Here is a 24,647-nt window from a genome sequence, read left to right on the forward strand (position 1 = left end):
GACTGACCGCCCGACCCCGGAGACCTGGTGATGACACGAAAACGGCCGCCCGGAGTGGGCGGCCGCGGAAGAGGTCACGCGTGCAGGAGTAGCCGCCCGGTCAGGGCCGCCACCAGTTCTTTCGCAACGCGCGCATGGGACGAAGGTAGCGCGGCCACCGGTCGGCCGGCAAGAGATCACCGACGTGCCTGCACGGGGCGCGGGGGGTTACCGGCATGATTGTCGGCATGCCGACCCTGACCCGTGCCGAGGCCGCCGAACGGGCGTCCCTCGTCGACGTCGAGAGCTACCACGTCGACCTGGATCTCACCGGGGACGGTGACACCTTCCGGTCCCGCACCGTGGTCCGATTCCGGGCCCGGTCCGGCGCCGCCACCTTCGTCGAGTTCGAGCCGGTCGCGATCGCCTCGATGACGCTGAACGGGCAGCCGGTCCCGGCCACCGCGGCCGACGGCGCCCGGCTCGCGCTGCACGGCCTGGCCGAGACGAACGAGCTGGTCGTCGACGCGACCATGCGGTATTCGAACAACGGCGAGGGCCTGCACCGCTACACCGACCCGGCGGACGGCGCGGTCTACCTCTACCAGCACCTGTTCATCAACAACGGTGGCCGGGTGCTGCCCTGCTTCGACCAGCCCGACCTGAAGGCGTCGTTCCGGGTGAGCGTGACCGCCCCGGCCGAGTGGACGGTGGCCACCAACGGGCGGCTGGTCTCCCGGGACGGCGGGCGCTGGGAGTTCGCCGCCACCGAGCGGATCTCGACGTACCTGGCCTCGCTGATCGCCGGCCCCTGGCACGCGTGCGTCGACGAGCACGACGGCATCCCGCTGACGCTGTACGCCCGCGCCGCCCTCGCCGAGCAGCTGGACGCCCAGGCCCCGGAGATCTTCGAGGTCACCAAGCAGTGCCTGGACCGGTTCCACGAGATGTTCGAGATCCGCTACCCGTTCGGGCACTACCAGCAGGCCTTCGCCCCGGAGTTCAACTTCGGCGCGATGGAGTACCCGGGCATCGTGGTGTTCCGCGACGACCTGGTGCCCCGCTCCGCGATGACGCACACCGAGCGGGAGTACCGGGCCAGCGTGATCGCCCACGAGATGGCCCATCAGTGGTTCGGCGACCTGGTCACCATGGCCTGGTGGGACGACCTGTGGCTGAACGAGTCGTTCGCCGAGTACCTGGGCTCCCGGGTGGCCGCCGAGGCGACCCGGTTCACCGGCACCTGGACCACCTTCGCCCTGCACCGCAAGGCCTGGGGGCTGCGCGCCGACCAGCGGCCGTCCACCCACCCGGTGGCGCCGTCCGAGGTGGCCGACACCGACCAGGCGCTGCTGAACTTCGACGGGATCTCGTACGCCAAGGGCGCCTCGGTGCTCAAGCAGCTGGTCGCCTGGCTCGGCGACGAGGCGTTCCTGGCCGGGGTGAACGCGCACTTCGAGGCGCACGCGTACGGCAACGCCACGCTCGCCGACCTGCTCGGGGCGCTCGCCAAGTCCGGTGGGCGGGACCTGTCCGGCTGGGCCGAGCTCTGGCTGCGCCGTGCCCAGGTGAACACGCTGCGGGCCGAGGTGCGGCGGGACGGGGACACGTACGCCGAGGTGGCGGTCGTGCAGACGGCGCCGGAGGGGTACGGCACGCTGCGGCCGCACCGGATCGGGATCGGGCTGTACGACCACCGGGACGGTGCCGTCGTCCGGCGGGAGCTGATCGAGGCGGAACTGGACGCGACCGGGCGGACCGTGCTGCCGGGGCTGGCCGGGCAGCGGGTGGCCGACCTTCTGCTGCTCAATGACGGGGATCTGGCGTACGGAAAGATCCGTCTCGACGACGAGTCGGCCGCCGCCGTCCCGCTGCTGCTCCCGCTGCTCACCGACTCGCTGTCCCGCGCCGTGATCTGGGCCTCGATGCTGGACTCCGTGGTCGACGGCGAGCGCCCGGTGGCCGAGCTGGTCACCCTGGTGCTGGCCGCGCTGCCGGTGGAGACCGAGACGGTGATCGTCGAGGACGTGCTGCGCGCCACCCGTGGCCTGGTCGACCGGTACGCCACCGCGGAGACCCGCCCGGCCGCCCTGGAACTGGTCGCCCAGGCCGCCGACCGGCTGCTCGCCGCGTCCCCGGCCGGTGGCTCCCGGCAGCTGGTCGCGGCGCGCGGACTGATCGGCGCCACCGTCGACACCGCCCGCCTGCGCGACTGGCTGGCCGGCGACGGGGTGCCGGACGGGCTGGCCGTCGACGCCGACCTGCGCTGGCTGATCCGGTACCGGCTGGCCGTGCTGGGTGCGACCGACCCGGCGGGGATCGAGGCCGAGCTGGCCGCCGACCGCAGCGCGAGCGGCGAGCAGTGGGCCGCCCGGTGCCGGGCCGCGCTGCCCGACCCGGCGGCCAAGGAGGCGGCGTGGGCGGCGATCGTCGGGGACGCCGCGCTCTCCAACCGGCTGGCCGAGCTGACCGCGATCGGATTCTGGCAGGCCGAGCAGCGGGAGTTGCTGGAGCCGTATGTGGCGCGGTATTTCGCCGAGATGCCGGAGATGATGCGGATCCGCTCGGGGATGAGCGCCGAGAAGATCGCGCTCGCGGCGTTCCCGGCGGTGATGGTCGCCGAGCGGACCCGGGAGCTGGCCGCCGGGCTGCTGGCCGGGCCGGGGGTGAACCCGATCCTGCGGCGGGTGGTGCAGGACAACGACGACGACATGCGGCGTGCGCTGCTGGCCCGCGGCCTCGGTTGACGTGTGACCTCGACCGGCGCGGGGCTTCGGCTCGCGCGGGGCTTCGCTGGCGCGCGGGTGACCGAAATTCCGGTTTTATGCGTCTCGAACCCGTAGCCTGATGCTGCGGGGGTGAATGCGTGGAATGGTCCGCTGAATTGTCCAGCGGCCTGTTACAGGCCGCGCCGGACGCGATCCTGGTCCTCGACGGCATGCGGATCGTGCTGGCCAACGACCGGGCCGGGCAGATGTACGGCTGGCCCAGCGCCGAGCTGGTCGGCCAGTCCGTCGACGTCCTGCTCACCGACGGGTCCCGGGCCCTGGTGCCGGAGCGCCAGGAGCTGATCCTGTCCGGCCGGCCCGGCTCGATCGGCACCGTGGTGACCAGCGCCCGCCGCCGGGACGGCACCGAGTTCCCGGTCGAGTCGTCCACCGCGATCGTCGAGACGCCGCAGGGCCGGTTCGCCGTCACGGTGGTCCGCGACGTCACCGACCGGTTGCGCGCCGAGGAGGAGAAGAACCGGCTGCGCGCCGAGGCGCACACCCACCGCAGTCAGCGGCTGGAGAGCCTCGGTCAGCTGGCCGGCGGCATCGCCCACGACTTCAACAACATGCTCGGCGTGATCCTCAACTACGCCAACTTCGTGATCGAGGAGGCCGAGGCCGCCGAGCCCGACCTGGCGGCGATCGCGGCCGACGCCAAGCAGGTGGTCCGGGCCGGCACCCGCGGCACCGACCTCACCCACCAGTTGCTCGCCTTCGCCCGCCGGGACGTGGTCCGGCCGCAGCCGCTCGACCTGAACGCGGTTATCGGCGAGCTGGAGGAGACGCTGCGCGCGTCGCTGGGCGACCAGGTCACCCTGCTCTACCGGCCCGGCCCGGACCTGCCGTCGGTCACCTGGGACCCCGGGCAGGTCGAGCAGATGCTGACCAGCCTGGTGGCCAACGCCCGGGACGCGATGCCGAACGGCGGCAACCTGGTGATCGACACCGGCAGCCTGGGTGACCGGGTCCGGCTGCGGATCTGCGACTCCGGCCGGGGGATGCCGGCCGACGTGGTGGACCGGGCGTTCGACCCGTTCTTCACCACCAAGCCCAAGGGCGAGGCGACCGGCCTCGGCCTGGCCACCGTCTACGGCATCGTCACCCAGGCCGGCGGCGAGGTGAGCCTGACCAGCGAGCCGGGCCTGGGCACCACGGTCACCGTGCTGCTCCCGGCCGGCGAGCCGGTGGTGCCGGAGACGGCCGAGGAGGCGCCGGCCGCCACCCGCGGGCACGGCGAGACCGTGCTGGTGGCCGAGGACGAGGACGCGCTGCGCGACGTGGCCGGCCGGATCCTCTCCGGCGCGGGTTACCAGGTGCTCACGGCGGAGTGCGGCGCCACGGCCCTGGAGGTGGCGGCCCGGCACCCCGGCGAGATCGATCTGCTGCTCAGCGACGTGGTGATGCCCGGGATGCTGGGCAAGGAGCTGGCCGAGCGGCTGACCGACGTGCGCCCGAAGACGCGGGTGCTGTACATGTCCGGTTATGCCCAGCCGGTGCTGGCCTCGCAGGGGAACCTGGACCCCGGCGTCGTGCTGCTGGAGAAGCCGTTCTCCGCCAATGACCTGCTGACCGCCGTCCGGAAACGACTGGACGGCTGAACCAGCTTCGACGCTATTCTTCTCCGATGTCCAGCAGGCGCGTCGGGATCATGGGTGGGACCTTCGATCCCATCCACCACGGCCATCTGGTCGCCGCGAGTGAGGTGCAGGCCCGGTTCCAGCTGGACGAGGTGATGTTCGTCCCGACCGGGCAGCCGTACGAAAAGGGAAAGGTCTCGCCCGCCGAGGACCGCTACCTGATGACGGTGATCGCCACCGCCTCCAACCCGCGCTTCCACGTGAGCCGGGCGGACATGGACCGGGACGGGCCCACCTACACCGTCGACACCCTGCGCGACATGCGGGCCGTCTACGGACAGTCCGCCGAGCTGTACTTCATCACCGGCGCGGACGCGCTGGCCCGGATCATGTCCTGGCGCGACGCCCTGACCATGCTGGGCCTGGCGCACTTCATCGGGGTGACCCGGCCGGGCTTCGAGCTCTCCGCGGCGAACCTGCCGGAGGAGAGCGTGACCCTGGTCGAGGTGCCGGCGATGGCCATCTCGTCGAGCGACTGCCGCCGGCGGGTCGCCGAGGGTCTCCCGGTCTGGTACCTGGTCCCGGATGGTGTCGTGCAGTACATCAACAAGCGAGGGCTGTATCGGGACTCGGGGTTTGTCGGACCCGCGTGAGAGACTTGACCTGTTCATGAACCCGATTGAAGGGGCTCTTTTGCCGATTAACGAGCGCGCTTACGAACTGGCGATGACGGCCGCGCAGGCCGCCGCCGACAAGAAGGCGCAGGACATCTCCGTCATCGACGTGGGCGACCAGCTCGCCATCACCGACGCCTTCGTGATCGCTTCCGCGTCGAACGAGCGTCAGGTGGTCGCGATCGTCGACGCCATCGAGGAAGCCCTGGTCAACCTGCCGGAGAAGGCGAAACCGGTGCGGCGCGAGGGCGAGCGTCAGGGCCGCTGGGTGCTGCTGGACTACATCGACATCGTGGTCCACGTGCAGCACTCCGAGGAGCGCGAGTTCTACGCCCTGGACAAGCTGTGGAAGGACTGCCCGACGATTCCGTTCGTCGACCGTGACATGGTCGACGCCGGTGCCACGGGCACCGAGGCTCCGTGACCCGCCGCCTGCTGGTCTGGCGGCACGGCAACACCGACTGGAACGCGGGCAGCCGCGTCCAGGGGCAGACCGACGTGCCGCTCAACGACCTCGGTCGCCGGCAGGCGGCGCAGGCGGCGGAGCTGCTGGCGGCGATGCGGCCGGACGCGATCGTCTCCAGCGATCTGCGGCGGGCCGCCGACACCGCCGCCGCGCTGGCCGCCCTGACCGGGCACGCGGTGACCCACGACGAGCGGCTGCGCGAGCGGCACTTCGGCGCCTGGCAGGGCCTCACCATGGACGAGGTGGCTCTCGCGAGGCCGCTCGAGTTCGCCCGGTGGAAAGCCGGCGAGGAGGTCGGCGGCGACGTCGAGGACCTCGACGTGCTGGGCAAACGGGTCAGCGACGCGCTTGAGGACGCGGCCACGCTGGGCGCCACCGTGGTGGTCGCCACGCACGGGGCGGCGGTCCGGCAGGGCGTCGCGCACCTGCTCGGCTGGCCCCGCGAGCAGATCCGCACGCTGCGCGCCCTGCAGAATTGTCACTGGGTCGAGCTGTCCCACGACGAGGCGCGTGGGTGGCAGCTGGGGGCGTACAACGTGGGCGTCTTCGCCGAGCGGCCGGTCCCGCCACCGGTCTGACGGAACCATCCTTCGACCCGGAGCGTCCAACTGCCATGATCCGTCGCATCGTCATCCCCGCCGTCCTGTTCTCGCTGTTCCTCGGCGGCTGCGCGCGGCCGCAGGATGAGGCCGGGTCGGCCGGCACCGCCCCGTCCGTCGTCGCCTCGCCCAGCGCGGCCGCGCCCTCCGCGGCTCCGTCGAGCCCACTGCCGGAGCTGACCATCACCAAACCGGCGAGCGGCCCGACCACCACCATCAGCGGCACGGTGACGGCCGGCGTGGAGCCGGGCTGCCTGCTGCTGCAGGACGGCTCGTCCACCCACCTGCTCGTCTTCCAGGACGAGACGCTCCGCGCGTCGGCGCCGGTCGGCAGCCAGGTGCAGGTCACCGGCGTCCCGAAACCCGGCATGATGTCCACCTGCCAGCAGGGCGAGCCGTTCATGGTGTCCTCGGTCACGCCACGCTGATCCCCGGCGGGCATGCGATCAGTAGAGTTCCAGCATGGCCATCGCGGTCGTCACCGATTCCACCGCCTATCTGCCCGCCGAGCTCGACGGGCGCTATGAGCTGACCATCGTGCCGCTCACCGTCGTGATCAACGGGTGGGACGGCATCGAGGGCCTGGAGATCTCCCCGGCCGAGGTGGCGCGGGCTCTCGGCGCGCGCCGTTCCTCGGTGAGCACCTCCCGGCCCGCCCCGTCCCAGTTCGCCGAGCAGTATCGGCGGCTGCTCGACGGCGGCGCCGACGGTGTCGTCTCGGTGCACCTGTCCGCCAAGCTCTCCGGCACCTTCGAGGCGGCCCAGCTGGCCGCCGCCGAGATCGGCCCGCAGGTGCGGGTGGTGGACAGCGGCACCGCGGCGATGGGCCTGGGCTTCCCGGCGCTGGCCGCCGCCTTCGCCGCCTCGCAGGGGCACGACCTGGCCGCGGTGGAGCAGGCCGCGGTCGAGCACGCGGCCCGGGTCAGCACCTTCTTCTACGTCGACACGCTGGAGTTCCTGCGCCGCGGCGGCCGGATCGGGGCCGCGTCGGCGCTGGTCGGCACCGCCCTGTCGGTCAAGCCGATCCTGCACGTGGCGGACGGCGTGGTGGTGGTCAAGGACAAGGTCCGCACCGCCGGGCGGGCGCTGAGCCGCCTGGTCGACCTGGCGGTGGAGGCCGCCGGGCCGGGTGAGGCCGACGTCGCGGTCCACCACCTGGGCACCCCGGAGCGGGCGAACGCGCTGGTCGACGCGATCTCGATGCGACTCGGCGACCGGCTGCAGGACTGCTATCTGACCGAGGTGGGCGCGGTGGTCGCGGCACACACCGGCCCGGGACTGGCCGGCGTCGTCGTGCACCGGCGTGCCTGATCAACCCCATTGACGGTACGCGCCGGCGGCTGATCACTCCGGCCACTCCTCGTCGGCCAGGATCTGCTCGGCCCGCGTCACCGCGTCGTGCAGCGGGTGGCCGGGCGGCGCGGAGTAGGGGACCGTGCAGCCGTCCGGATCGCTGACGTAGGCCATCGGGGTCAGCGACCGCGCCGAGCTCGCGTAGATCTCCTCGGCCTGCGCGAACAACCCCCGCAGCAGATCGCTGTCGTCCGCGGTGACCAGCAACGTCCCGCGTTCCGGGGCGAAGGCCACCGGCCGCCCGCCGACCTGCCCGGCAAGCTGGTCCAGCCAGCCGGGCAGCAGCAGGTGCGAGGTCCAGTACGCATTCCCGTCGTCGACGAACCGGACCACCACCGGCTTGTTCGCCGGAGTCCCGCGCAGCACCGCGCCGGACAGGTTGTCCCGCGCCGCGGCGAACGCCTGCTCGGCGGTGACGCCCCAGGTCGCCAGCTGGTCCGGAGTGACGTACGTGATGGTCTCCGGATGGTCGACCACCACGAACTCGGACAGGTGCGGCAACGCCGGACGGCGCAGCGCCGCACCCGGCGCGCCGCCGCGCAGCACCGGACGCAGCCGCGGCGCGGCGTCCGCCCAGACGTCCGGCACCGTCCCGGTACGCAACACGCCCGCCAGGTAGGCGTCCAGCTCCCGGCGGCCGCGGCCGAGCAGCGGCGCGAGCGGCAGGATGGTCGGTTCGGTGTCGCCCGGCAGCGTGCAGCGGACCGCGAAACGGGCGCGGTCGTAACGGGCGCCCGGGATGCCGGCGCGACGCAGCCGCCGGATGCATCGGGCGGCCAGCCGGGCGCGGACCAGCCTGCGAAGGAGCCCCACAGCACTGCCCCTAACGTCTCGCGGTGATCACACGGGCGTCGAGATCATCGTCGGTGTGGACTGCGGGCGTCAATCCATTCTCGTCGACGGCTGCCACCGCCGCGCCGACCTGCGCCTCGGTGATCTCGGACAGCAGCAGGCCGTCCGGGGCCAGCCAGCTCCGCGCCCCGGCGAGGACCGCCCGGAAAACGGCCAGGCCGTCGTCGCCGCCGTCCAGGGCGGTCGCCGGCTCGTGGTCGCGGGCCTCGGCCGGCAGGAACTCCAGATGGCGGATGGCTACGTAGGGGACGTTGGCGAGCAGCACGGTGATCCGGCCGCGGAGCGGCGCGGGGAGGGCGGTGAAGAGGTCGCCCTGGTGGACGTTCTCGCCGAGGTTGTCCTGGGCGCAGGCGACCGCGGCCGGGTCCAGGTCGGCGGCGTGCAGGGTGATGCCGGGTAGTCGGTGGCGGACCGCCAGGCCGAGCGCGCCGGAGCCGCAGCAGAGGTCGACCACCAGCGGCTCCGGATGACCGGCCGCCTCGTCGGCGGCCAGGCGGACCAGCAACTCGCTGCGGACCCGGGGGACGAAGACGCCGGGGCGCAGGCGGACCCGGACGCCGCCGAAGTCGGCGTAACCGACCACCTGCTCCAGGGGCTCCCCGGCGCAGCGCCGACCGACCAGCGCCCGCATCGTGGCGTCGTCGGCGGCGGCCTCGGCCAGCACGTCCGCCTCCTCCTCGGCGAACACGCAGCCGGCCGCGCGGAGCTGAAGGATTGCCTGGTCTCGGGTCACTCGCCGTCCTCGGAGTTGTCCACAGTGCCGGGTTGTCCACAGCGGGACCGGCCCCGCCCGGGCGGAAGTCGCAGACTTCAGCGCCGTGCGAGAGGCGAAGGATACCGACGACGTCGTGGCGGCCCGGATGCGGGCGCTGCGGGACGCAGGACCGGCGGCGCCGGGGGACCTGGCCGGGCGCGGCGGGCCGCTGCGCTGGTCGGACATCATCCCGGCCTGGTCGGAGGCCGACGATCAACCAGGTGGCAGAGGGGATGAGCGTGGTTTGCCTGCCAGAGATCGGGGGGCCGGTGGGGTTCCGGTGCCTGCCCGGGTTTCCGGAGGTGCTGGGGTGCCGGACTGGGCGCGTCCTTCCGGGGACACGTATGCCTGGGAGTTCGAGGGGGAGCCGGCGGCCGGACCGGAGCCGGCCCTTCCCGGGAAGGGGGCGTTCGAGGAGTCCCGGGGGTGGTTGCGGGCGTTCGACCCGGGGCGGCCCGGGGTGCGGGCGCTGCTCGGGGTCGCGGTGGTGGTGGTGCTGGTCGCGGCGTTTCTGGCGTGGCGGGCGCGGCCCCGGGTGGATCCGGTCGCGCCGGGACCGCCGGCCGTTCCCCCGGCCGCCTCGGCCGTCGGTTCCCCGGCCGTTGGTGGCGGCACGGCCGAGGTGGTGGTGGCGGTCGGGGGCAAGGTTCGCAAGCCGGGGCTGGTCCGGCTGGCGCCCGGTGCCCGGGTGGCTGATGCACTGACCGCGGCCGGCGGGGCGGAGCCGGGGGTGGACGTGGCCGGGCTAAATCTGGCCCGCAAGGTCACCGACGGTGAGCTGATCATGGTCGGGGTGAGTCCGCCGCCGGGCCAGACCGCCGTGCCGGGGCCGGCGGCGTCGGGCGGGTCCGGCGGTGGGCTGGTCAATCTGAACACCGCGACGCTGGCGGAGCTGGACACGCTGCCCGGGGTGGGGCCGGTGCTGGCGCAGCGGATCCTGGACGCCCGGGATGCGCAGGGCGGGTTCCGGGCGGTCAGTGACCTGCGCAAGGTGGACGGGATCGGGGACTCGCGGTATGAGCAGCTCAAAGACCTGGTGACGGTGTGAGTCGCCCGGTCGCGGCGCGGGTGGTGCCGGATCTGCGGCTGGCCGGGTTCGCGGTGGGAGTGTGGCTGGCCTCGGTGGTGGCGCTCTATCAGCCGGCCCGGGTCGCGGCGGTCGGTGGGGGCGTGGCGCTGATCGTGGCGGGGGCCGGTGCGCTGACCGGCCGAGCCTGGCGCCAGGGGACCGGGGCGGGCCCGGCGCGGATGGCTGAGCCGGGGTCGCCCGCCTCGGTGGGCCGGGCGCGGGCGGTGGCGGGTTCGTCAGGTGGGATGGGTCGGACGCGGGCGGCTGAGGACTTGTCAGGCCGGGTGGATCGGACGCGGGCGGCGGCGGGTTTGTCGGGCCGGGTGGGTCGGGCGCGGGCGGCGGCGGGTTTGTCGGGCCGGGTGGGTCGGGCGCGGGTTCGGGTGGCGGCTCGGTGGATTTGTGTGGCGGTGGCGCTCGGGGCGGGGTGCGGGGCGGTGGCGACCGCGGCGCGGATGAGTGTCCGGGAGGCGGCTCCGCTGGTCGCGCTGATCGAGGCGGGCGACCCGGTCGAGGTGGCGGCGGTGGTGCGGGACGACCCGCGGGCGTTGCGCGGGGGCACCGGGCCGCCCACCTATCTGGTGGCGGTGGAGTTGGAGCGGGTGCGCCGGGTGGACGGTGGCGAGCCGGTCCGGCTCTCCGCGCGGGCGCTCGTCCTGGGCAGCGACGACGGCTGGCGCGGGCTGCTGCCCGGTCAGCACGTGATCGCGATCGGGAAACTGTTGCCACCTCGGGCCGGCGACCTGCGGGCGGCTGTCGTCTCCGTACGCAAAGCGCCTCGTCTGATCGGCGAACCGTCCTGGGCGCAGCGCGCCGCGGGGGTGCTGCGGTCCGGCCTGCAACGGGCCTGCGAGCCGCTCCCGGACGACTCCGGCGGCCTGCTGCCGGGGCTCGTGGTGGGCGACATCAGCCGCCTCGACCCGGCTCTGAAAGCGGACTTCCAGGCGACCGGCATGACGCATCTGACCGCTGTTTCCGGGTCCAACGTAGCGATCATCCTGGGCGTGATCCTGTTCCTGACCCGGCGGACCGGGGCCGGGCCGGTGCTCTGCGCGGTGGTGTGCGGGGTGGCGCTGGCCGGCTTCGTGATCCTGGCCCGCCCGTCGCCGAGCGTGATCCGGGCCGCCGCGATGGGCGCGATCGGCCTGCTCGGGCTCGCCACCGGCCGGCCCCGGGCAGCGGTCCCCGCGCTGGCCGCGGCGGCCGCGGTGCTGCTGCTGGCCGATCCGGAACTGGCCGCCGACGCCGGGTTCGCGCTGTCCGCGCTGGCCACCGCCGGCCTGCTGCTGCTCGCCCCGGGCTGGCGGGACGCGTTACGCGCCCGGCGCTGGCCGCCCGGCGCGGCCGAGGCCCTGGCGGTGCCGGCCGCCGCGCAGGTCGCCTGCGGCCCGGTGATCGCCGGGCTGTCCGGGACGGTCAGCCTGGTCGCGGTGCCGGCGAACCTGATCGTGGTGCCGGCGATCGCCCCGGCGACCCTGCTCGGCGTGGCCGCCGCGCTGCTCTCCCCGGTGTGGCCGGCCGGCGCCGAGTTCGCCGCCTGGCTCGGGCACTGGCCGGCCGCGTGGCTGGTGCTGGTCGCCCGGATCGGGGCCCGGTTGCTGGCCGGCGCGGTGCCCTGGCCGGGCGGGGTGCCCGGGGCGCTGCTGCTGGCCGGGCTCACCGTCGTGGCGCTGGTCGCGGCCCGGCACGCGGTGGTCCGGAAGCTGGCCGCGGTGGTGGCGGCGTGCGCGGTGCTCGGGGCGCTGCCGGTACGCCTGCTCGTCGCGGGCTGGCCACCGCCGGGCTGGCTGGTGGTGGCCTGCTCGGTGGGGCAGGGCGACGCGATCGTGCTGCCGGCCGGCGCCGGTCGGGCGGTGGTGGTCGACGCCGGTCCGGAGCCGGACCCGGTGGACCGGTGCCTGCGGCGGCTGGGCGTACGGCAGGTGGTCCTCTTCGCGGTCAGCCACTATCACGCGGATCACGTCGGCGGGGTGGCCGGGATCTTCCGGGGGCGGGCGGTGGGCGCGGTGGTGGCGCCGGACTGGCCGGAGCCGGCCGGTGGGCGGGAGCAGGTCGCGGCAGCCGCGGCCGGGGCCGGGACGCCGGTGCAGCCGGTCGGTCCGGGGTGGGCGTACGAGGTGGGTGGTCTGCGGCTGGAGGCGCTCGGGCCGCTGGCGGCGCTGCACGGCACGAACTCGGATCCGAACAACAACTCGCTGGTGTTGCGGGCCACGCTCGGCGGGCGGACGGTGCTGCTGCCCGGGGACGCCGAGACGGAGGAGCAGGCCGATCTGGTCGACCGGCTCGGGGCGGCGGCGCTGCGGGCGGACGTGTTGAAGGTGGCGCATCACGGCAGCGCGTTGCAGGCGCCGGAGCTGCTGGACGCGGTGGATCCGGCGGTGGCGCTGGTGTCGGTGGGGGAGGGGAACGACTACGGGCATCCGAACGGGGCGTTGCTGGCTCGGCTGGCTCGGGACGGGGCTCGGGTGTTGCGTACCGATCTTTCCGGGGATCTGGCGGTGCTGGTCAGCGGGGACGGGCTCGCGGTGACGAGTCGGGGTGTGCCGGGGCCGGGGTGAGCTGGCGTTGCCGGCTTCGTGGTGGGCTGATGCGCTGGGTTCTTGGTGGGCTGGTGCGCCGCGTTCGCGGGTGCTCCCTGGCTGGGCGAGATGGGCGACATGCCGGATTAAGGGGCAATTTTTCTGATCGTACGAAATAGCGGGCGGTCTGCGGAAAGATCGGTCAGAAGTGGACAGCGATGCAGGTCAGAGCATGCGAAGCATGCGCGGTGGTTGATATGTCGGGTTTCGCGTTCGGTGATCGGTTGCCCTGCGCCAAAGAGTGAGCCTCGTCGGACTGTCGGCCGGACGTGCGACGATGTCGGGCGTGAACGCCGCGCCACCGCCCTCGTTGCTGCTCGTCCAAGGCGACGAGGAGCTGCTCGCCGCCCGTGCCGTCACCGCGGCGGTGGACGCGGCCCGAGCCGCCGATCCGGGCGCGGACGTCCGGGAGTACGAGGCCGGTCAGCTCACCCCGGGCGAGATCGCCGAGATGCTCAGCCCGTCGCTGTTCGGCGGGCGCCGGGTGCTGGTGCTGCGCAGCGGGCAGGACGCACGCAAGGAGCTCGCCGCCGCCCTGCTGGCCTATGCGAAAAGTCCCGATCCCGAGGTCACCCTGATCGTGACCCATCTGGGTGGGGCGAAAGGCAAGGCGTTCGCCGACGGCTTGCAGAAAGCGGGCGCCACCGTGGTGCCCGCGATGAAGCTCAAAGGCGACCGGGACCGGATCGCCTTCGTGCGCGAGGAGTTCCGCCGGGCCGGCGGCCGGTGCGACGAGGCGGCCGCGTCCGCGCTGCTCGCCTCGGTCGGCAACGACCTGCGGGAGATCGCCGCGGCCTGCTCGCAGCTGATCGCCGACACCGACGGCAAGGTGACCGAGGCCGTCGTCGCGCGCTATTACAAGGGACGCGCCGAGGTGAGCGGTTTCACCGTGGCCGACGCGGCGATGGTCGGCGACCTGCCGGGCGCGCTGGAGGCGTTGCGCTGGGCGCTGCACGTCGGTGTCGACCCGGTGCCGATCGCCGACGCGATCGCCGACGGCGTGCGGACCGTAGCCCGGGTCGCTTCGGCCGGCAAGGGCAACCCCTATCAGCTGGCCAGCACGCTCGGCATGCCGGCCTGGAAGATTCAGCGGGCGCAGGAGCGCAGCCGCGGCTGGACGCCGGAGGGGCTGGTCGACGCGATGCGGGCGGCCGCCGACTGCAACGCCGCGGTCAAGGGTGGCGCCGAGGACCGGGGCTATGCGCTGGAGCAGGCCGTCTTCGCGGTGGCCGCGGCCCGGCGGGGCGGGGGCGCCCGATGACCCGGACGGTGCGTTCCCGGCGGGCCGGCGCGGCCCACCAGCCGCTGTACGCGCGGGTGCTGCGCCTGCGGCACCTCAGCCCGGGTGGGCTGCTCTGCTTCGTCTTCCTGGAGGGAGCGGTCGCGCTCGGCGTCCTGCTCGCCCTGGCCGAGCTGGTCAGCTGGTGGGGCGTGCTGGTGCTGCCGGCAGCGGTGGCGGTGATGGTGAAATTCAACGACCTGGTCGCCGGGTGGCTGGCGCCGCCCGCGCCGGCGGTCGAGCCGGTGGCGGCCCGGGTCGCGGTGCACCGGGAGCGGCACACCCACCGGCCGCGATCCGGTCAGCAGACCGGTGAGTGGCAGACGCCGCGGGTGCGGACACCGGTGGTGACGCCGCCGGTCGAGGCGGCGCGGTCGACGGGTGTGGTCTGGTTCCCGGGGGAGAACACCGGGTACGGGCGGTCCGGGCGGCCGGTGGAGGTGGCGCCGGAGCAGACGGCGGCTGGGCCTGTTCGGCGGCCTTGGGCGGAGGAGCTTGATGTCCGCCAGCAGATGGCCCGGCAGTCGGCGACTCGTCGGTACGAATAGCCGCTTCGGCGGTGTGTGAGGGCCGTCCCGGTGGGGCGGCTCCGTCGCGAAGTGAGTCTCCGCGTTCTGCTGTTCGCCTGATCTGTTCTCCGGGGTCCGCTGCTGCGGCGTGGTCCGCTGCTGGGCGCGGTCTGCTATTTCGCGCGGTCTGCTGCGGCGCGGTCCGCTCCTGGGCGCGATCTGCTGCGGCGCGGTCTGCTGTTTGCGCGGTCCGCTGTTTTGCGCGGTCCGCTGTTTCGCGCGGTCTGCTGCTTCCCGCGGTCGCTGCTGGCGCGGTCTGCTGCTTCCCGCGGTCGCTGCTGGCGCGGTCTGCGTGTCGGGAAGATCTGCCGCTTCTGTGGCTGCCCGACCAGGGCTATAGGGGCGGCTTTCGCGCGTACTCCTGAAGCGGGTGCTCCGCGGTGCCCGGCACACAGCAAACCGGGCACCGCCGGACCGCGAACGGTCCGGCGATGCCCGGGTGTGCTTGCTTGCTACTGCCCGCCCGCCGGCGGGCGGAGCTGCTGGCCGCGTCCGTGCGGCCACCGATCTGATCCGAGGATCAGGCGGACAGCGAGGCGATCTTCTTGGCGATGGCCGACTTCCGGTTGGCCGCCTGGTTCTTGTGGATGACGCCCTTGCTGACAGCCTTGTCGAGCTGACGCGAGGCGTCACGCAGCAGAGTGGTCGCCGTCTCGACGTTGCCCGCGTCGCTCGCCTCGTGGAGCTTGCGGATCACGGTCTTCAGCGAAGACTTGACCGACTTGTTGCGCAGACGGGCCTTCTCGTTCTGCCGGTTGCGCTTGATCTGGGACTTGATGTTCGCCACGCGACAGCCTTGTCCTGACTAGAGCGGAAAATGGTCTCGACGAGTGGTCACCGCGCGGCCGTCTCACCCGGCGAGGCCGGTGCAGGAAACAACAGCGTGTCACCACACGCGAAGAAACAGATTACCAGCACGCCTCCGAGCCGCCAAAACGGCTCCGGACCAGCACCCCCGGCGGGGGGCCGCCGCGCCGGGCTGTGGCGGAGGGGGCGGCGCCGCGTGCGGGGTGCGTTGGGCCGGGCTGTGGCGGAGGGGGCGGCGCCGCGTGCGGGGTGCGGTCGGCCGGGCTGTGGCGGAGGGGGCGGCGCCGCGTGCGGGGTGCGGCGGGCCGGGCTGTGGTGGAGGGTCAGCGCCACCAGCGGCGCTTGCCGGGATCCTCCCAGCCGCGGCGTTCGGCGAGCCAGGCCAGCGCCTGCTGCCCGCTGAACCGCTGATGCTGGCGACTGTGCGGAGAGGCGCTGCTCGGCCCACTCCCGGCCGACACCAGCCAATACCCGGAAAGCGCGGCCAGCGCCCCGTCCACCCCCTCCTCCGGCGCGCCCCAGGCGCGCAGAACCGCGTCCGTGTCCCGGCCGCTGGCATAAGCACTGACCAGCAGCGTCACGGTGTCGAACCAGGGTGCGCCCAGACACGGCCAGGTCCAGTCGCAGAGCCAGGCCCGGCCGTCCGTGTCGATCAGCACGTTGTCCAGCCGCAGGTCGCCGTGCAGCATGCCGTCACCGGCGGCCAGGCCGGGCAGGGCGCGTTCGAGCCGGGCCAGGTCGGCCAGGTGGTGCGGGGCGACGGTCTCCCGGGCCGGCTCCGGCATCGGCTCGCGGCGTTTCGCGATCAGTGACCACCACGACATCTCACTGCGCAGGATGTCCGGCAGCGCGGGCAGCCCGACCGCCAGCAGCGGCGGTGACGGATAGGCGAGGGCGGTCGCCGCCGCCGACCAGCTGCGCAGTGCCGCGTCCAGGTCGGTCGCCGACCAGGGCAGCGCCGGGAGCCGTCCGTCGACCGCCTCCAGGCACAGCACGAACCAGCCGGCCTCGCTCATCGTCCAGCATGGGCGGGCCGCGGTCACCTCGGCCGGGAGGGCCGCCGTGATCGCCGCCTCCCGGGCGTACCACTGCGAGGCCGGGTCGCTCAGCGGCGCCGCCTTGACGAACGCGCTGGTCCCCGCCTCGGTCTCGAGCACGGCCGCGAAGGCGCGGGTGAAACCGCCGCCGGCGCTGCGCGCGGCGGACACCGGGGAGCCGAGGCGCGAGGTGATCGCGTCCCGCACGGCGGGCGGCAGGTCGGACCATTCCGGACGTACGGCGGTGGCACTGTACGGAACGTCGGGAAGCGTGATCGGCCGCATGAGTCCCATCCTGCCCGCCCGGTCGGCGCGGAAAATGTCGGAGGGCACTGGCAGGATCCCTGGCATGCGAACCGACGATTTCTGGGCGGTCATCGACCGCGCGACCGCCGAGCGGCCGGCGTCCCCCGCCGAGGTGGCCGAGCGTGCCGTCGCCGAGCTGGCCACCCACGATCCGGAGGAGATCGTCGCCTGGGCCCGCCACCTGGACCGGGTGATGGTGGCCTCCGGCACGGAGGACCTCTGGGCCGCCGCCTATCTGATCAACAGCGGCGCCGACGAGGCGGGCTTCGACGCCTTCCGTGGCTGGCTGATCGCGCACGGGCGCAAGGCGGTCGCCGCCGCCGTGCAGAAACCCGACGTGCTGGCCAACGTGGTGGTGATCAAGCAGGCGGCGGACACCGGCGCGGTCTTCGAGGCCGAGGAGGTGCTCGGCATCGCGGCCCGGGCCTATCAGCAGGCCACCGGCGACCAGCTGCCACCCGGCGAGCCCGCCCGGATCCGCCCCGAGGTCGCCGACCTGTGGGACTTCGACAACGAGGACGAGATGCGCCGCCGCCTGCCCAAGCTGTCGGCGCTGTTCCTGGAGCCGCCGGACTGACGCCACCGAGCCGGGAGCGGGGGACAGGGCGGCGAGGACGCCCGCGGGCAGGCGACGTGGGCGCCAAGGGGCTGGACGTCGCCGGGCCGCGGACGCTGCCGGGCCGCGGACGCTGCCGGGCCGCGGACGCTGGCGGGCCGCGGACGCTGCCGGGCCGCCGGGCCGGGAGCCGGGGAGAAGGGGGAGAGACGGCGCGGACGGAGGAACGGGCGGATCTGGCCGGGGTATCCGGTTGTCGGCGTTTTGGGGGCGGTCCGGCGGGGGTCGGGTGGGCCTGGCGTACGGGTGTGATCGGACCTGCCCATCCGGGCGTGGGACGATAGGGAGTGCCGGCGTGTCAGCCGGCGTCCCGCAGACCACAGCGCAGCTCGAGAAGCATGCCAGCCCGAGAAGAACGGACGACCGTGCCTGGACCGCTCGACCCCGGCGTGAACGTGATCGGATCGACCGATCCCAGCCGCATCCGCAACTTCTGCATCATCGCCCACATCGACCACGGCAAGTCGACGCTGGCCGACCGGATGTTGCAGATCACCGGGGTGGTCGACCCGCGGCAGATGCGCGCGCAGTACCTCGACCGGATGGACATCGAGCGTGAGCGCGGCATCACCATCAAGTCGCAGGCCGTCCGCATGCCGTGGACCGTGCGCGAGGGGGACGGCAAGGGCGACACCGCCGTCCTCAACATGATCGACACCCCGGGACACGTCGACTTCACCTACGAGGTCTCCCGCAGCCTCGCCGCCTGTGAGGGCGCGATCCTGCTGGTCGACGCCGCGCAGGGGATCGAGGCGCAGACCCTCGCCAACCTGTACCTGGCGATGGAGAACGACCTGCACATCATCCCGGTGCTCAACAAGATCGACCTGCCCGCCGCGCAGCCGGAGAAGTACGCCGAGGAGCTGGCCAAGCTCATCGGCGTCGAGCCCACCGACGTGCTCCGGGTCTCCGGCAAGACCGGCGTCGGCGTGGACCACCTGCTCGACGAGATCGTCCGGCAGTTCAAGCCGCCGGTCGGCGACCCGGACGGCCCGGCCCGCGCGATGATCTTCGACTCGGTGTACGACGTGTATCGCGGCGTGGTCACCTACGTCCGGGTGATCGACGGCCGGATCGAGGCCCGCGACCGGATCAAGATGATGTCCACCGGCGCCGTGCACGAGCTGCTGGAGCTGGGTGTCGCCTCGCCGGAGATGGAGAAGGCCGGCGCGCTCGGCGTCGGCGAGGTGGGTTACCTGATCACCGGCGTGAAAGACGTCCGCCAGTCGAAGGTCGGCGACACCGTCACCGGCAACAACCGCCCGGCGAAAGAGGCCCTGGGCGGCTACAAGGACCCGAAACCGATGGTCTACTCGGGCCTCTACCCGATCGACGGCTCGGACTACCCGGCGCTGCGGGACGCGCTCGACAAGCTGAAGCTCAACGACGCCGCGCTCACCTACGAGCCGGAGACGTCGGCCGCGCTCGGCTTCGGCTTCCGGGTCGGCTACCTCGGCCTGCTGCACCTGGAGATCATCGGCGAGCGGCTGGAGCGCGAGTTCGGCCTGGACCTGATCTCCACCGCGCCGAACGTGGTGTACCAGGTGGTCACCGAGGACGGGAAGGAGCAGACGGTCACCAACCCGAGCGAGTTCCCGGCCGGCAAGATCGCCGAGATCCACGAGCCTGTGGTGCGCGCCACAGTTCTGGTGCCCAACGAGTATGTCGGCGCCGTCATGGAGCTGTGCCAGAGCCGCCGGGGCAGCCTGCTCGGCATGGAGTACCTGTCCTCCGAACGGGTGGAGCTGCGCTACACGCTGCCGCTCGCCGAGATCATCTTCGACTTCTTCGACCAGCTGAAGAGCAAGACCAAGGGCTATGCCTCGCTGGACTACGAGCCCTCCGGCGAGCAGGTCGCCGACCTGGTCAAGGTGGACATCCTGCTGCACGGCGAGCCGGTCGACGCGTTCAGCGCCATCGTGCACAAGGACAAGGCCTACTCGTACGGCACGACGATCGCCGCCAAGCTGCAAAAACTCATCCCGCGGCAGCAGTTCGAGGTGCCCATCCAGGCGGCCATCGGCTCCCGGATCATCGCCCGCGAGACGATCCGGGCGATCCGCAAGGACGTGCTCGCCAAGTGCTACGGCGGTGACATCAGCCGCAAGCGCAAGCTGCTCGAGAAGCAGAAGGAAGGCAAGAAGCGGATGAAGATGGTGGGCCGCGTGGAGGTGCCGCAGGAGGCCTTCATCGCCGCGCTCTCCACCACCGAGGCGGCCGACCCGAAAGGCGCCAAAAAATAGGGCGGTTTGAGTTTTCCCGAGGTCGGGAATCCTGGGGCTCGACGGACGCAACCGTAAAAGCTCCACCCCCGAGGAGGAACCACATGACCATCACCGGCATCATCACCGCCCTCGTCGTCGGTCTGATCATCGGTGCTCTGGGTCGCCTGGTCGTACCCGGCAAGCAGAACATCCCGATCTGGCTCACCATGGTCATCGGTGTTGTCGCGGCGCTGCTGGGCACGGTGCTGGCCCGGGCGTTCGGTGTCGCCGACACCAAGGGTTTCGACTGGATCGAGCTCTTCTTCCAGGTCGTGCTCGCCGCGATCGGTGTGGCTCTCACGGTCGGTGTCACCGGCCGTCGTGGCCTGACCCGATAACGACGTACGAAAAGCGCCGGGCCTCTTTCACGAGGCCCGGCGCTTTTTATGTCGTACGCGAAACGGGGTTTGCATTGCTCAATAGCGGAAACGCTGCTGGGCGCTGCGGCGGTTGACCCAGGCGGGCATCTCGCCGGTGTGCTCCTGCCGCGGGTGCCGCTCGGCCGGGTCGTGGTTGCGGGTGACGTCCCGCATGGTCACCACCAGGCCCTGCACCAGTCGGTCCTCGCGCAGGTCCCGATAGGTCAGCTCGACCAGCACCTGGCGATCGTCGGCCCGCTGGAGGGCGCAGTGCGCGGTGCCGTCGCCCGGCGAGCGCAACGCGTTGCGGACCAGCGCCCGATCGGCCGGGTGCACCAGCTCGTCCAGCGTGGTCAGCGGGGGCAGCTCGGCCAGGCCGAGCAGGTCGCGCAGCGCCGGACTGGCGTAGCGGACCCGCTGGTCGGCGTCGAGCACCGCCATCAGCTCGGCGGTGTTGCGAATCACAGCGCGCAGGTAGAGGTCGCTGTCCCGCCGGCCGACCGCCTCGACCAGGGTGATCCGGTCCAGGGCCAGCGCGGCCTGCCCGGCCAGCACCTCCAGGGCGTCGTGCCCGGCGACCAGGTCCTCCCGGCGACCGGTGATGATCAGCGCACCGCCGCTGGGCCGGGCCACGTCGAGCGGCGTCAGCCGCAGCGGGCAGACCAGGGTGCGGTCGTCCGGGTCGGCGGCGGCCAGCCACCAGCTGCGGACCGCCGGACCGGACTCGGCGGGCGGCTGCTCGGCGGGGGACAGCTCGTCGGCGAGCGACACCCGGCGCACCGCTTGCGGCGGCAGCAACTGGGTGACCGCGGCCCGCACCGCGGCGTCGACGGCCGGCCGGTCCGCGGCCGCGACCAGCGCCGCGGTCGCCGCGCGCAGGCCGCGCTCCCGGGTGAGCGCCTGGCCGTGCTGCCGGATCGCGTCGGCCAGCCGGGTGATGGTCAGCAGCAGGGTGAGCGCCCCGGTGATGGCGATCACCGGGCCGTCGTCGATCCGGCCGTGCAGCGACTCGATCAGCAGCACCGTGGGCGGCCCGCAGGCCGACACGGCGAGCATCGCCGACCACCGGAACTGCCAGGGACTGGGCGGGGTCGCGGCCGGCTCGGTGAGCCGGACCATCGACGGGTGCAGCGCGGCCAGCGCCCAGCAGACGTAGAGCACCACGTACGCCGACTCGGTCAGCGGGCCCGCGGCCAGCGGATAGCCGATGTCGCCGGCCAGCATCCCGAGCGCGCCGGTGAGCAGCAGCCAGGCCGAGACGTTGCGCCGGTCCCCGGCGACCAGCCGGCCGGCCACCCCGATCAGCAGCAGGTCACCGATCACGTCGGCGGGCGGCACCGCGCCGAACTGCCCGTCCGGGCCGATCACGAACACCCAGACGATCAGCAGCGCCGAGCAGGTGAAGGCGAGCAGGTCGATCAGCCGGGCCCGGTCGACCAGCAGCGCGCCGCCCCGGGTGAACTGGAGCAGGCAGAGCGCGACCAGGCCGAACATGGCGAGGTACCAGCCGTCGGCGACATCGCGCAACCGGTACGAGTAGAAGACGTCCCCCGCCGCGAGAGCCACCAGGGAGCCGGCGAGCAGCCACCACGGTGCCCGCCGCACCGGTCGGTGGCGGCGCACGCCGTAGGCGATCGCTCCGAGGCCCCCCGCTCCCAGCAGGATCCATTCGAGCGCTCCCCAGAACACGTCCTACTTAGTACCAGGGCGGTTGCGCAGTGTCCATGTCGATGTATACGCAGCGCGATGCGCCGGTCCGTCGCCGATAACTACCGCAAGTCACCGAAAGTTGCGGAGTGTCGTCAGCTGAAGACCTCGGCGACGACACGGCCGTCGTCGGCCGCGGCGGCGGTGGTTACTTGCTGCCACTTTCCGTCCGGGGCGTGCCACTCCAGGTCGCCGAAACGTACCCGTTCGAGGCCGGTCGCGGAGGCGTGCGAGACCAGCCAGTGCGCGTACCGCCAGCCGCTGCTCGGGTTGCTGACCGCGACCGTCAGGCCGGCCGCCTCGGTGTTCGCGTAGTCCAGTTTCTTGCCCCAGTCCAGCTTGAGGCCCTCCAGCAGGGCGGCCGCCGCGGCGGCGCCGCGCACCACCGGGGCGCCGGAGACGGTGCACTCGACCGCGCCGGTGGCCTTGCCCATCAGGGCGCGGGCCAGCACCCGGGACTCGTCCGCCCACTTCTCGTACGCATTCGGGTACGCCGAGCGCTGCACCCGCTGCGCGGCGTCGGTGACCCGCATGTCCTGCCAGCCCTTCACCTTTTTCAGGGCGGTGTAGAACTTGCCGGCCGCGTACCTCGGATTCTTGATCTGCTCGATCGTGCCCCAGCCCTGGCTGGGCCGCTGCTGGAAGAGGCCGACCGAGTCCCGGTCGCCGTCGTCCAGATTTTCCAGCTTGGACTCTTGGAGCGCGGTGGCCAGCGCCACCACCAGGGCCTGCTCCGGCATCTCCCGGCGGATGCCGACGGCCGCGATGGTGGCCGCGTTGGCCATCTGCACCGAGTCCAGGGTGACCTCGCCGTCGGCGCGGACCGTGCACTCCGGGCCGATCCGGGGCAGCTTGATGCCGCCCGGGCTCTGGTGCAGCACGACGATCACGCTGACGACGGCGATGAGGACGAGCGAGCAGATCACGCCGACCACTGGCTTGATGTGCACTCGCACCTCCTCCTCGTTCGGACGCCAAGCCTAATCAACGAGCGCACGGAGATCATCGTGACTGCGCCGGAACCCAATTCGGGTCACGTTTCTCCCGGCGCGCGGCGACACCCTCCCGGCCCTCGGCGGAGGTGAAGTATCCCGCCGACCGGTCACTGAGGTCGGCCAGTTCGGTGCGAATGGACTCCGACCGGTGACGGCGCATCAGCTCCTTGGTCCCGGCCAGGGCCAGCGGACCACCTTTGATCAGCGAGGCGCAGTACCCGTCGACCGCCGCGTCCAGCTCGTCGTCCGCGACCGCGGCGGAGACCAGGCCGATCTCCGCGGCCCGCGCGCCGTCGAAGACGTCGCCGGTCAGGTAGAGCTCGGCCGCGGCCCGCGGTGCCAGCCGGGGCAGCACTGTGGCACTGATCACCGCGGGGATCACCCCGAGCCGGACCTCGGTGAACGCGAAGGTGGCCGAGCGGGCGCAGACCGCGAGGTCGGCGGCGCCGATCAGGCCCAGGCCACCGGCCCGGGCCGGCCCGGCGATCCGGGCCACCACCGGTTTCGGGAACTCCCAGAGCTCGGCGAGCAGGTCGGCCATCAGCTCGACCGGCAGGCGCTCGCCCGGCGCGGTGGCGGCGGTCTCCTTGAGATCGGCGCCGGAGCAGAAGACCGGGCCGGTGTGCGAGAGCACCACGACCCGGGTCGCCGGGTCGGTGGCCGCGGCGCCGAGCGCGGTGAGCAGCTCGGTGATCAGCGCGCGGGACAGGGCGTTGCGGTTCGCGGGGCTGTCCAGGGTGAGGGTGGTCACCCCGGCGGCGGTGACGGTACGGACCAGATCCATGTCGGGCACCTTAACGTTTCCTTGGTCGGGGACCAGGCACACTTGGCGGATGGCCGGCGCACTCCCTGATGGCGAACCCGTTCCCGCGGACGGGTCCCTTCCCGACGCAGCGACTCGTGACGTGGGCGGGCGAGGCTTCGCGGTCTACGTGCACGTGCCGTTCTGTGCGAGCCGGTGCGGGTATTGCGACTTCAACACGTACACCGCGAGTGAGCTGGGCGGCGGGGCGAGCCGGGACGAGTACGCGGACACGGTCCTGCGGGAGCTGGAGCTGGCGGCGAAGGTGATCCAGCCCGGCCGGGTGGACACGGTCTTCGTCGGTGGGGGGACGCCGACGCTCCTGACGGCAAAAGACCTGGGGAGGATCCTGGAGGGGATCGACCGGACCTGGGGTCTGACCGCCGGCGCGGAGGTGACCACTGAGGCGAATCCGGAATCTGTTGATGTGGCGTATTTATCCGATTTGAAGACCGCCGGCTTCACCCGGATCTCGCTCGGCATGCAGAGCTCCGCCGAGCACGTCCTGCGCGTCCTCGACCGCAAACACACCGCCGGCCGGGCGCCGCAAGCCGCCCAGGAGGCCCGGCAGGCCGGCTTCGAGCACGTCAACCTGGACCTGATCTACGGCACCCCGGGCGAGACCCCGGACGACTTCGCCCGTTCGCTGCGGACCGTGGTGGACGCCGGGGTGGACCACGTCAGCGCGTACGCCCTGATCGTCGAGGACGGCACCCGGATGGCCACCCGGATGCGCCGGGGCGAGCTGCCCTACCCCTCCGACGACGTGGCCGCGGATCGCTACCTGGCCGCCGAGGAGGCGCTCACCGCGGCCGGCTTCCAGTGGTACGAAGTGTCGAACTGGGCGAAATCCGGCGGCGAGTGTCGGCACAACCTGCTGTATTGGACCGGTGCCGACTGGTGGGGACTCGGACCCGGCGCGCACAGCCACGTCGGCGGGGTGCGGTGGTGGAACGTGAAGCATCCCTCGGCGTACGCAAATCGTTTGAATGATGGTGTTTCCCCAGGTCACGGGCGCGAGCTGCTGACCGATGAGGACCGGCACGTCGAGGACGTGATGCTCCGCGTCCGGCTGCGCGAGGGGATCGGGCTGGACCGGGTGGACCCGGGCGGCGCGGCCCGGGCCCTCGGCGACGGCCTGCTGGATCCGGCCGCCTACGCGGCCGGCCGGCTGGTGCTCACGCTGCGCGGCCGTCTGCTCGCCGACGCGGTGATCCGCGACCTGGTCTGAGC

General features: G+C 72.7%; 22 protein-coding genes. 15 read left to right on the forward strand and 7 right to left on the reverse strand.

What is annotated here, in order from left to right:
- Positions 1-227 precede the first annotated feature (227 nt).
- The 7 genes from pepN to Aiant_RS27755 all read left to right on the forward strand — a co-directional run bounded on the left by pepN (position 228) and on the right by Aiant_RS27755 (position 7,377).
- Positions 228-2,726: an aminopeptidase N gene (pepN, locus tag Aiant_RS27725; protein ID WP_189336219.1), complete on the forward strand. Its 2,499-nt coding sequence runs from the start codon at positions 228-230 to the stop codon at positions 2,724-2,726.
- A gap of 119 nt (positions 2,727-2,845) precedes the next feature.
- The gene (locus Aiant_RS27730; protein WP_189336218.1) at positions 2,846-4,348 is read left to right on the forward strand and encodes an ATP-binding protein; all 1,503 of its coding nucleotides are present in this window, start codon (positions 2,846-2,848) and stop codon (positions 4,346-4,348) included.
- A 26-nt stretch (positions 4,349-4,374) separates the two neighbouring features.
- Positions 4,375-4,980, forward strand: a complete 606-nt coding sequence (gene nadD / locus Aiant_RS27735) for a nicotinate-nucleotide adenylyltransferase (RefSeq protein WP_189336217.1) — start codon at positions 4,375-4,377, stop codon at positions 4,978-4,980.
- 40 nt (positions 4,981-5,020) lie between these two features.
- On the forward strand, positions 5,021-5,425 hold the full coding sequence (gene rsfS, locus Aiant_RS27740; protein WP_189336216.1) for a ribosome silencing factor: 405 nt from the start codon (positions 5,021-5,023) through the stop codon (positions 5,423-5,425).
- Entirely contained in the window at positions 5,422-6,045 is a 624-nt protein-coding gene (locus Aiant_RS27745; protein ID WP_189336215.1) for a histidine phosphatase family protein, read from the forward strand. The genes rsfS and Aiant_RS27745 overlap by 4 nt, the downstream gene beginning before the upstream one ends.
- Positions 6,046-6,080: 35 nt before the next feature.
- A complete protein-coding gene (locus Aiant_RS27750; protein WP_189336214.1) occupies positions 6,081-6,494 on the forward strand; it encodes a hypothetical protein in 414 nt (137 codons plus the stop codon).
- A 34-nt stretch (positions 6,495-6,528) separates the two neighbouring features.
- The gene (locus tag Aiant_RS27755; RefSeq protein ID WP_189336213.1) at positions 6,529-7,377 is read left to right on the forward strand and encodes a DegV family protein; all 849 of its coding nucleotides are present in this window, start codon (positions 6,529-6,531) and stop codon (positions 7,375-7,377) included.
- Between the two features lie 33 nt (positions 7,378-7,410).
- Here Aiant_RS27755 and Aiant_RS27760 read toward each other — a convergent pair whose 3' ends face one another.
- Together Aiant_RS27760 and Aiant_RS27765 are read right to left on the reverse strand one after the other, a co-directional pair.
- On the reverse strand, positions 7,411-8,232 hold the full coding sequence (locus Aiant_RS27760; RefSeq protein ID WP_189336212.1) for a DUF1444 domain-containing protein: 822 nt from the start codon (positions 8,230-8,232) through the stop codon (positions 7,411-7,413).
- Positions 8,233-8,242: 10 nt separating this feature from the next.
- Positions 8,243-9,004 (reverse strand): putative protein N(5)-glutamine methyltransferase, encoded by a 762-nt coding sequence (locus Aiant_RS27765; protein ID WP_189336211.1) that lies wholly within the window; start codon positions 9,002-9,004, stop codon positions 8,243-8,245.
- 208 nt (positions 9,005-9,212) lie between these two features.
- On the opposite strand from Aiant_RS27765, the gene Aiant_RS27770 reads away from it, so the two are divergent.
- The 4 genes from Aiant_RS27770 (at position 9,213) to Aiant_RS45930 (ending at position 14,500) form a co-directional block, all read left to right on the forward strand.
- Positions 9,213-10,073, forward strand: a complete 861-nt coding sequence (locus tag Aiant_RS27770) for a ComEA family DNA-binding protein (protein WP_425322718.1) — start codon at positions 9,213-9,215, stop codon at positions 10,071-10,073.
- A 266-nt stretch (positions 10,074-10,339) separates the two neighbouring features.
- The gene (locus Aiant_RS27775) at positions 10,340-12,652 is read left to right on the forward strand and encodes a ComEC/Rec2 family competence protein (RefSeq protein WP_425322719.1); all 2,313 of its coding nucleotides are present in this window, start codon (positions 10,340-10,342) and stop codon (positions 12,650-12,652) included.
- 298 nt (positions 12,653-12,950) lie between these two features.
- The gene (holA, locus tag Aiant_RS27780; protein WP_189336209.1) at positions 12,951-13,934 is read left to right on the forward strand and encodes a DNA polymerase III subunit delta; all 984 of its coding nucleotides are present in this window, start codon (positions 12,951-12,953) and stop codon (positions 13,932-13,934) included.
- Complete coding sequence (locus tag Aiant_RS45930; RefSeq protein WP_229831399.1) at positions 13,931-14,500, forward strand: hypothetical protein; 570 nt, start codon at positions 13,931-13,933, stop codon at positions 14,498-14,500. Before holA ends, Aiant_RS45930 begins: the two co-directional genes overlap by 4 nt.
- Positions 14,501-15,041: 541 nt before the next feature.
- Here the strand turns inward: Aiant_RS45930 and rpsT are convergent.
- Complete coding sequence (gene rpsT, locus Aiant_RS27790; RefSeq protein WP_014688364.1) at positions 15,042-15,308, reverse strand: 30S ribosomal protein S20; 267 nt, start codon at positions 15,306-15,308, stop codon at positions 15,042-15,044.
- 343 nt (positions 15,309-15,651) lie between these two features.
- Complete coding sequence (locus Aiant_RS27795; protein ID WP_189336208.1) at positions 15,652-16,650, reverse strand: phosphotransferase; 999 nt, start codon at positions 16,648-16,650, stop codon at positions 15,652-15,654.
- A 64-nt stretch (positions 16,651-16,714) separates the two neighbouring features.
- On the opposite strand from Aiant_RS27795, the gene Aiant_RS27800 reads away from it, so the two are divergent.
- The 3 genes from Aiant_RS27800 to Aiant_RS27810 all read left to right on the forward strand — a co-directional run bounded on the left by Aiant_RS27800 (position 16,715) and on the right by Aiant_RS27810 (position 19,889).
- Positions 16,715-17,248: a DUF4240 domain-containing protein gene (locus tag Aiant_RS27800; protein WP_189336207.1), complete on the forward strand. Its 534-nt coding sequence runs from the start codon at positions 16,715-16,717 to the stop codon at positions 17,246-17,248.
- A 377-nt stretch (positions 17,249-17,625) separates the two neighbouring features.
- Positions 17,626-19,530: a translation elongation factor 4 gene (lepA, locus tag Aiant_RS27805; protein ID WP_229831398.1), complete on the forward strand. Its 1,905-nt coding sequence runs from the start codon at positions 17,626-17,628 to the stop codon at positions 19,528-19,530.
- A gap of 83 nt (positions 19,531-19,613) precedes the next feature.
- Positions 19,614-19,889 carry a GlsB/YeaQ/YmgE family stress response membrane protein gene (locus Aiant_RS27810; RefSeq protein WP_189336205.1) on the forward strand — a complete coding sequence of 92 codons (276 nt, stop codon included), beginning with the start codon at positions 19,614-19,616 and terminating at the stop codon, positions 19,887-19,889.
- A gap of 78 nt (positions 19,890-19,967) precedes the next feature.
- Here the strand turns inward: Aiant_RS27810 and Aiant_RS46620 are convergent, their stop codons facing one another.
- From Aiant_RS46620 to Aiant_RS27825, 3 genes are all read right to left on the reverse strand, one after another.
- Positions 19,968-21,599, reverse strand: a complete 1,632-nt coding sequence (locus Aiant_RS46620) for a PAS domain-containing protein (protein ID WP_189336204.1) — start codon at positions 21,597-21,599, stop codon at positions 19,968-19,970.
- A gap of 113 nt (positions 21,600-21,712) precedes the next feature.
- Entirely contained in the window at positions 21,713-22,573 is an 861-nt protein-coding gene (locus Aiant_RS27820; protein WP_425322622.1) for a hypothetical protein, read from the reverse strand.
- Positions 22,574-22,619: 46 nt separating this feature from the next.
- On the reverse strand, positions 22,620-23,396 hold the full coding sequence (locus tag Aiant_RS27825; protein ID WP_189336203.1) for an enoyl-CoA hydratase-related protein: 777 nt from the start codon (positions 23,394-23,396) through the stop codon (positions 22,620-22,622).
- A 49-nt stretch (positions 23,397-23,445) separates the two neighbouring features.
- On the opposite strand from Aiant_RS27825, the gene hemW reads away from it, so the two are divergent.
- Entirely contained in the window at positions 23,446-24,645 is a 1,200-nt protein-coding gene (gene hemW, locus Aiant_RS27830; protein WP_189336202.1) for a radical SAM family heme chaperone HemW, read from the forward strand.
- Positions 24,646-24,647 lie beyond the last annotated feature (2 nt).

Source organism: Actinoplanes ianthinogenes (genome assembly GCF_018324205.1).
GTDB classification, from domain to species: Bacteria; Actinomycetota; Actinomycetes; order Mycobacteriales; family Micromonosporaceae; genus Actinoplanes; species Actinoplanes ianthinogenes.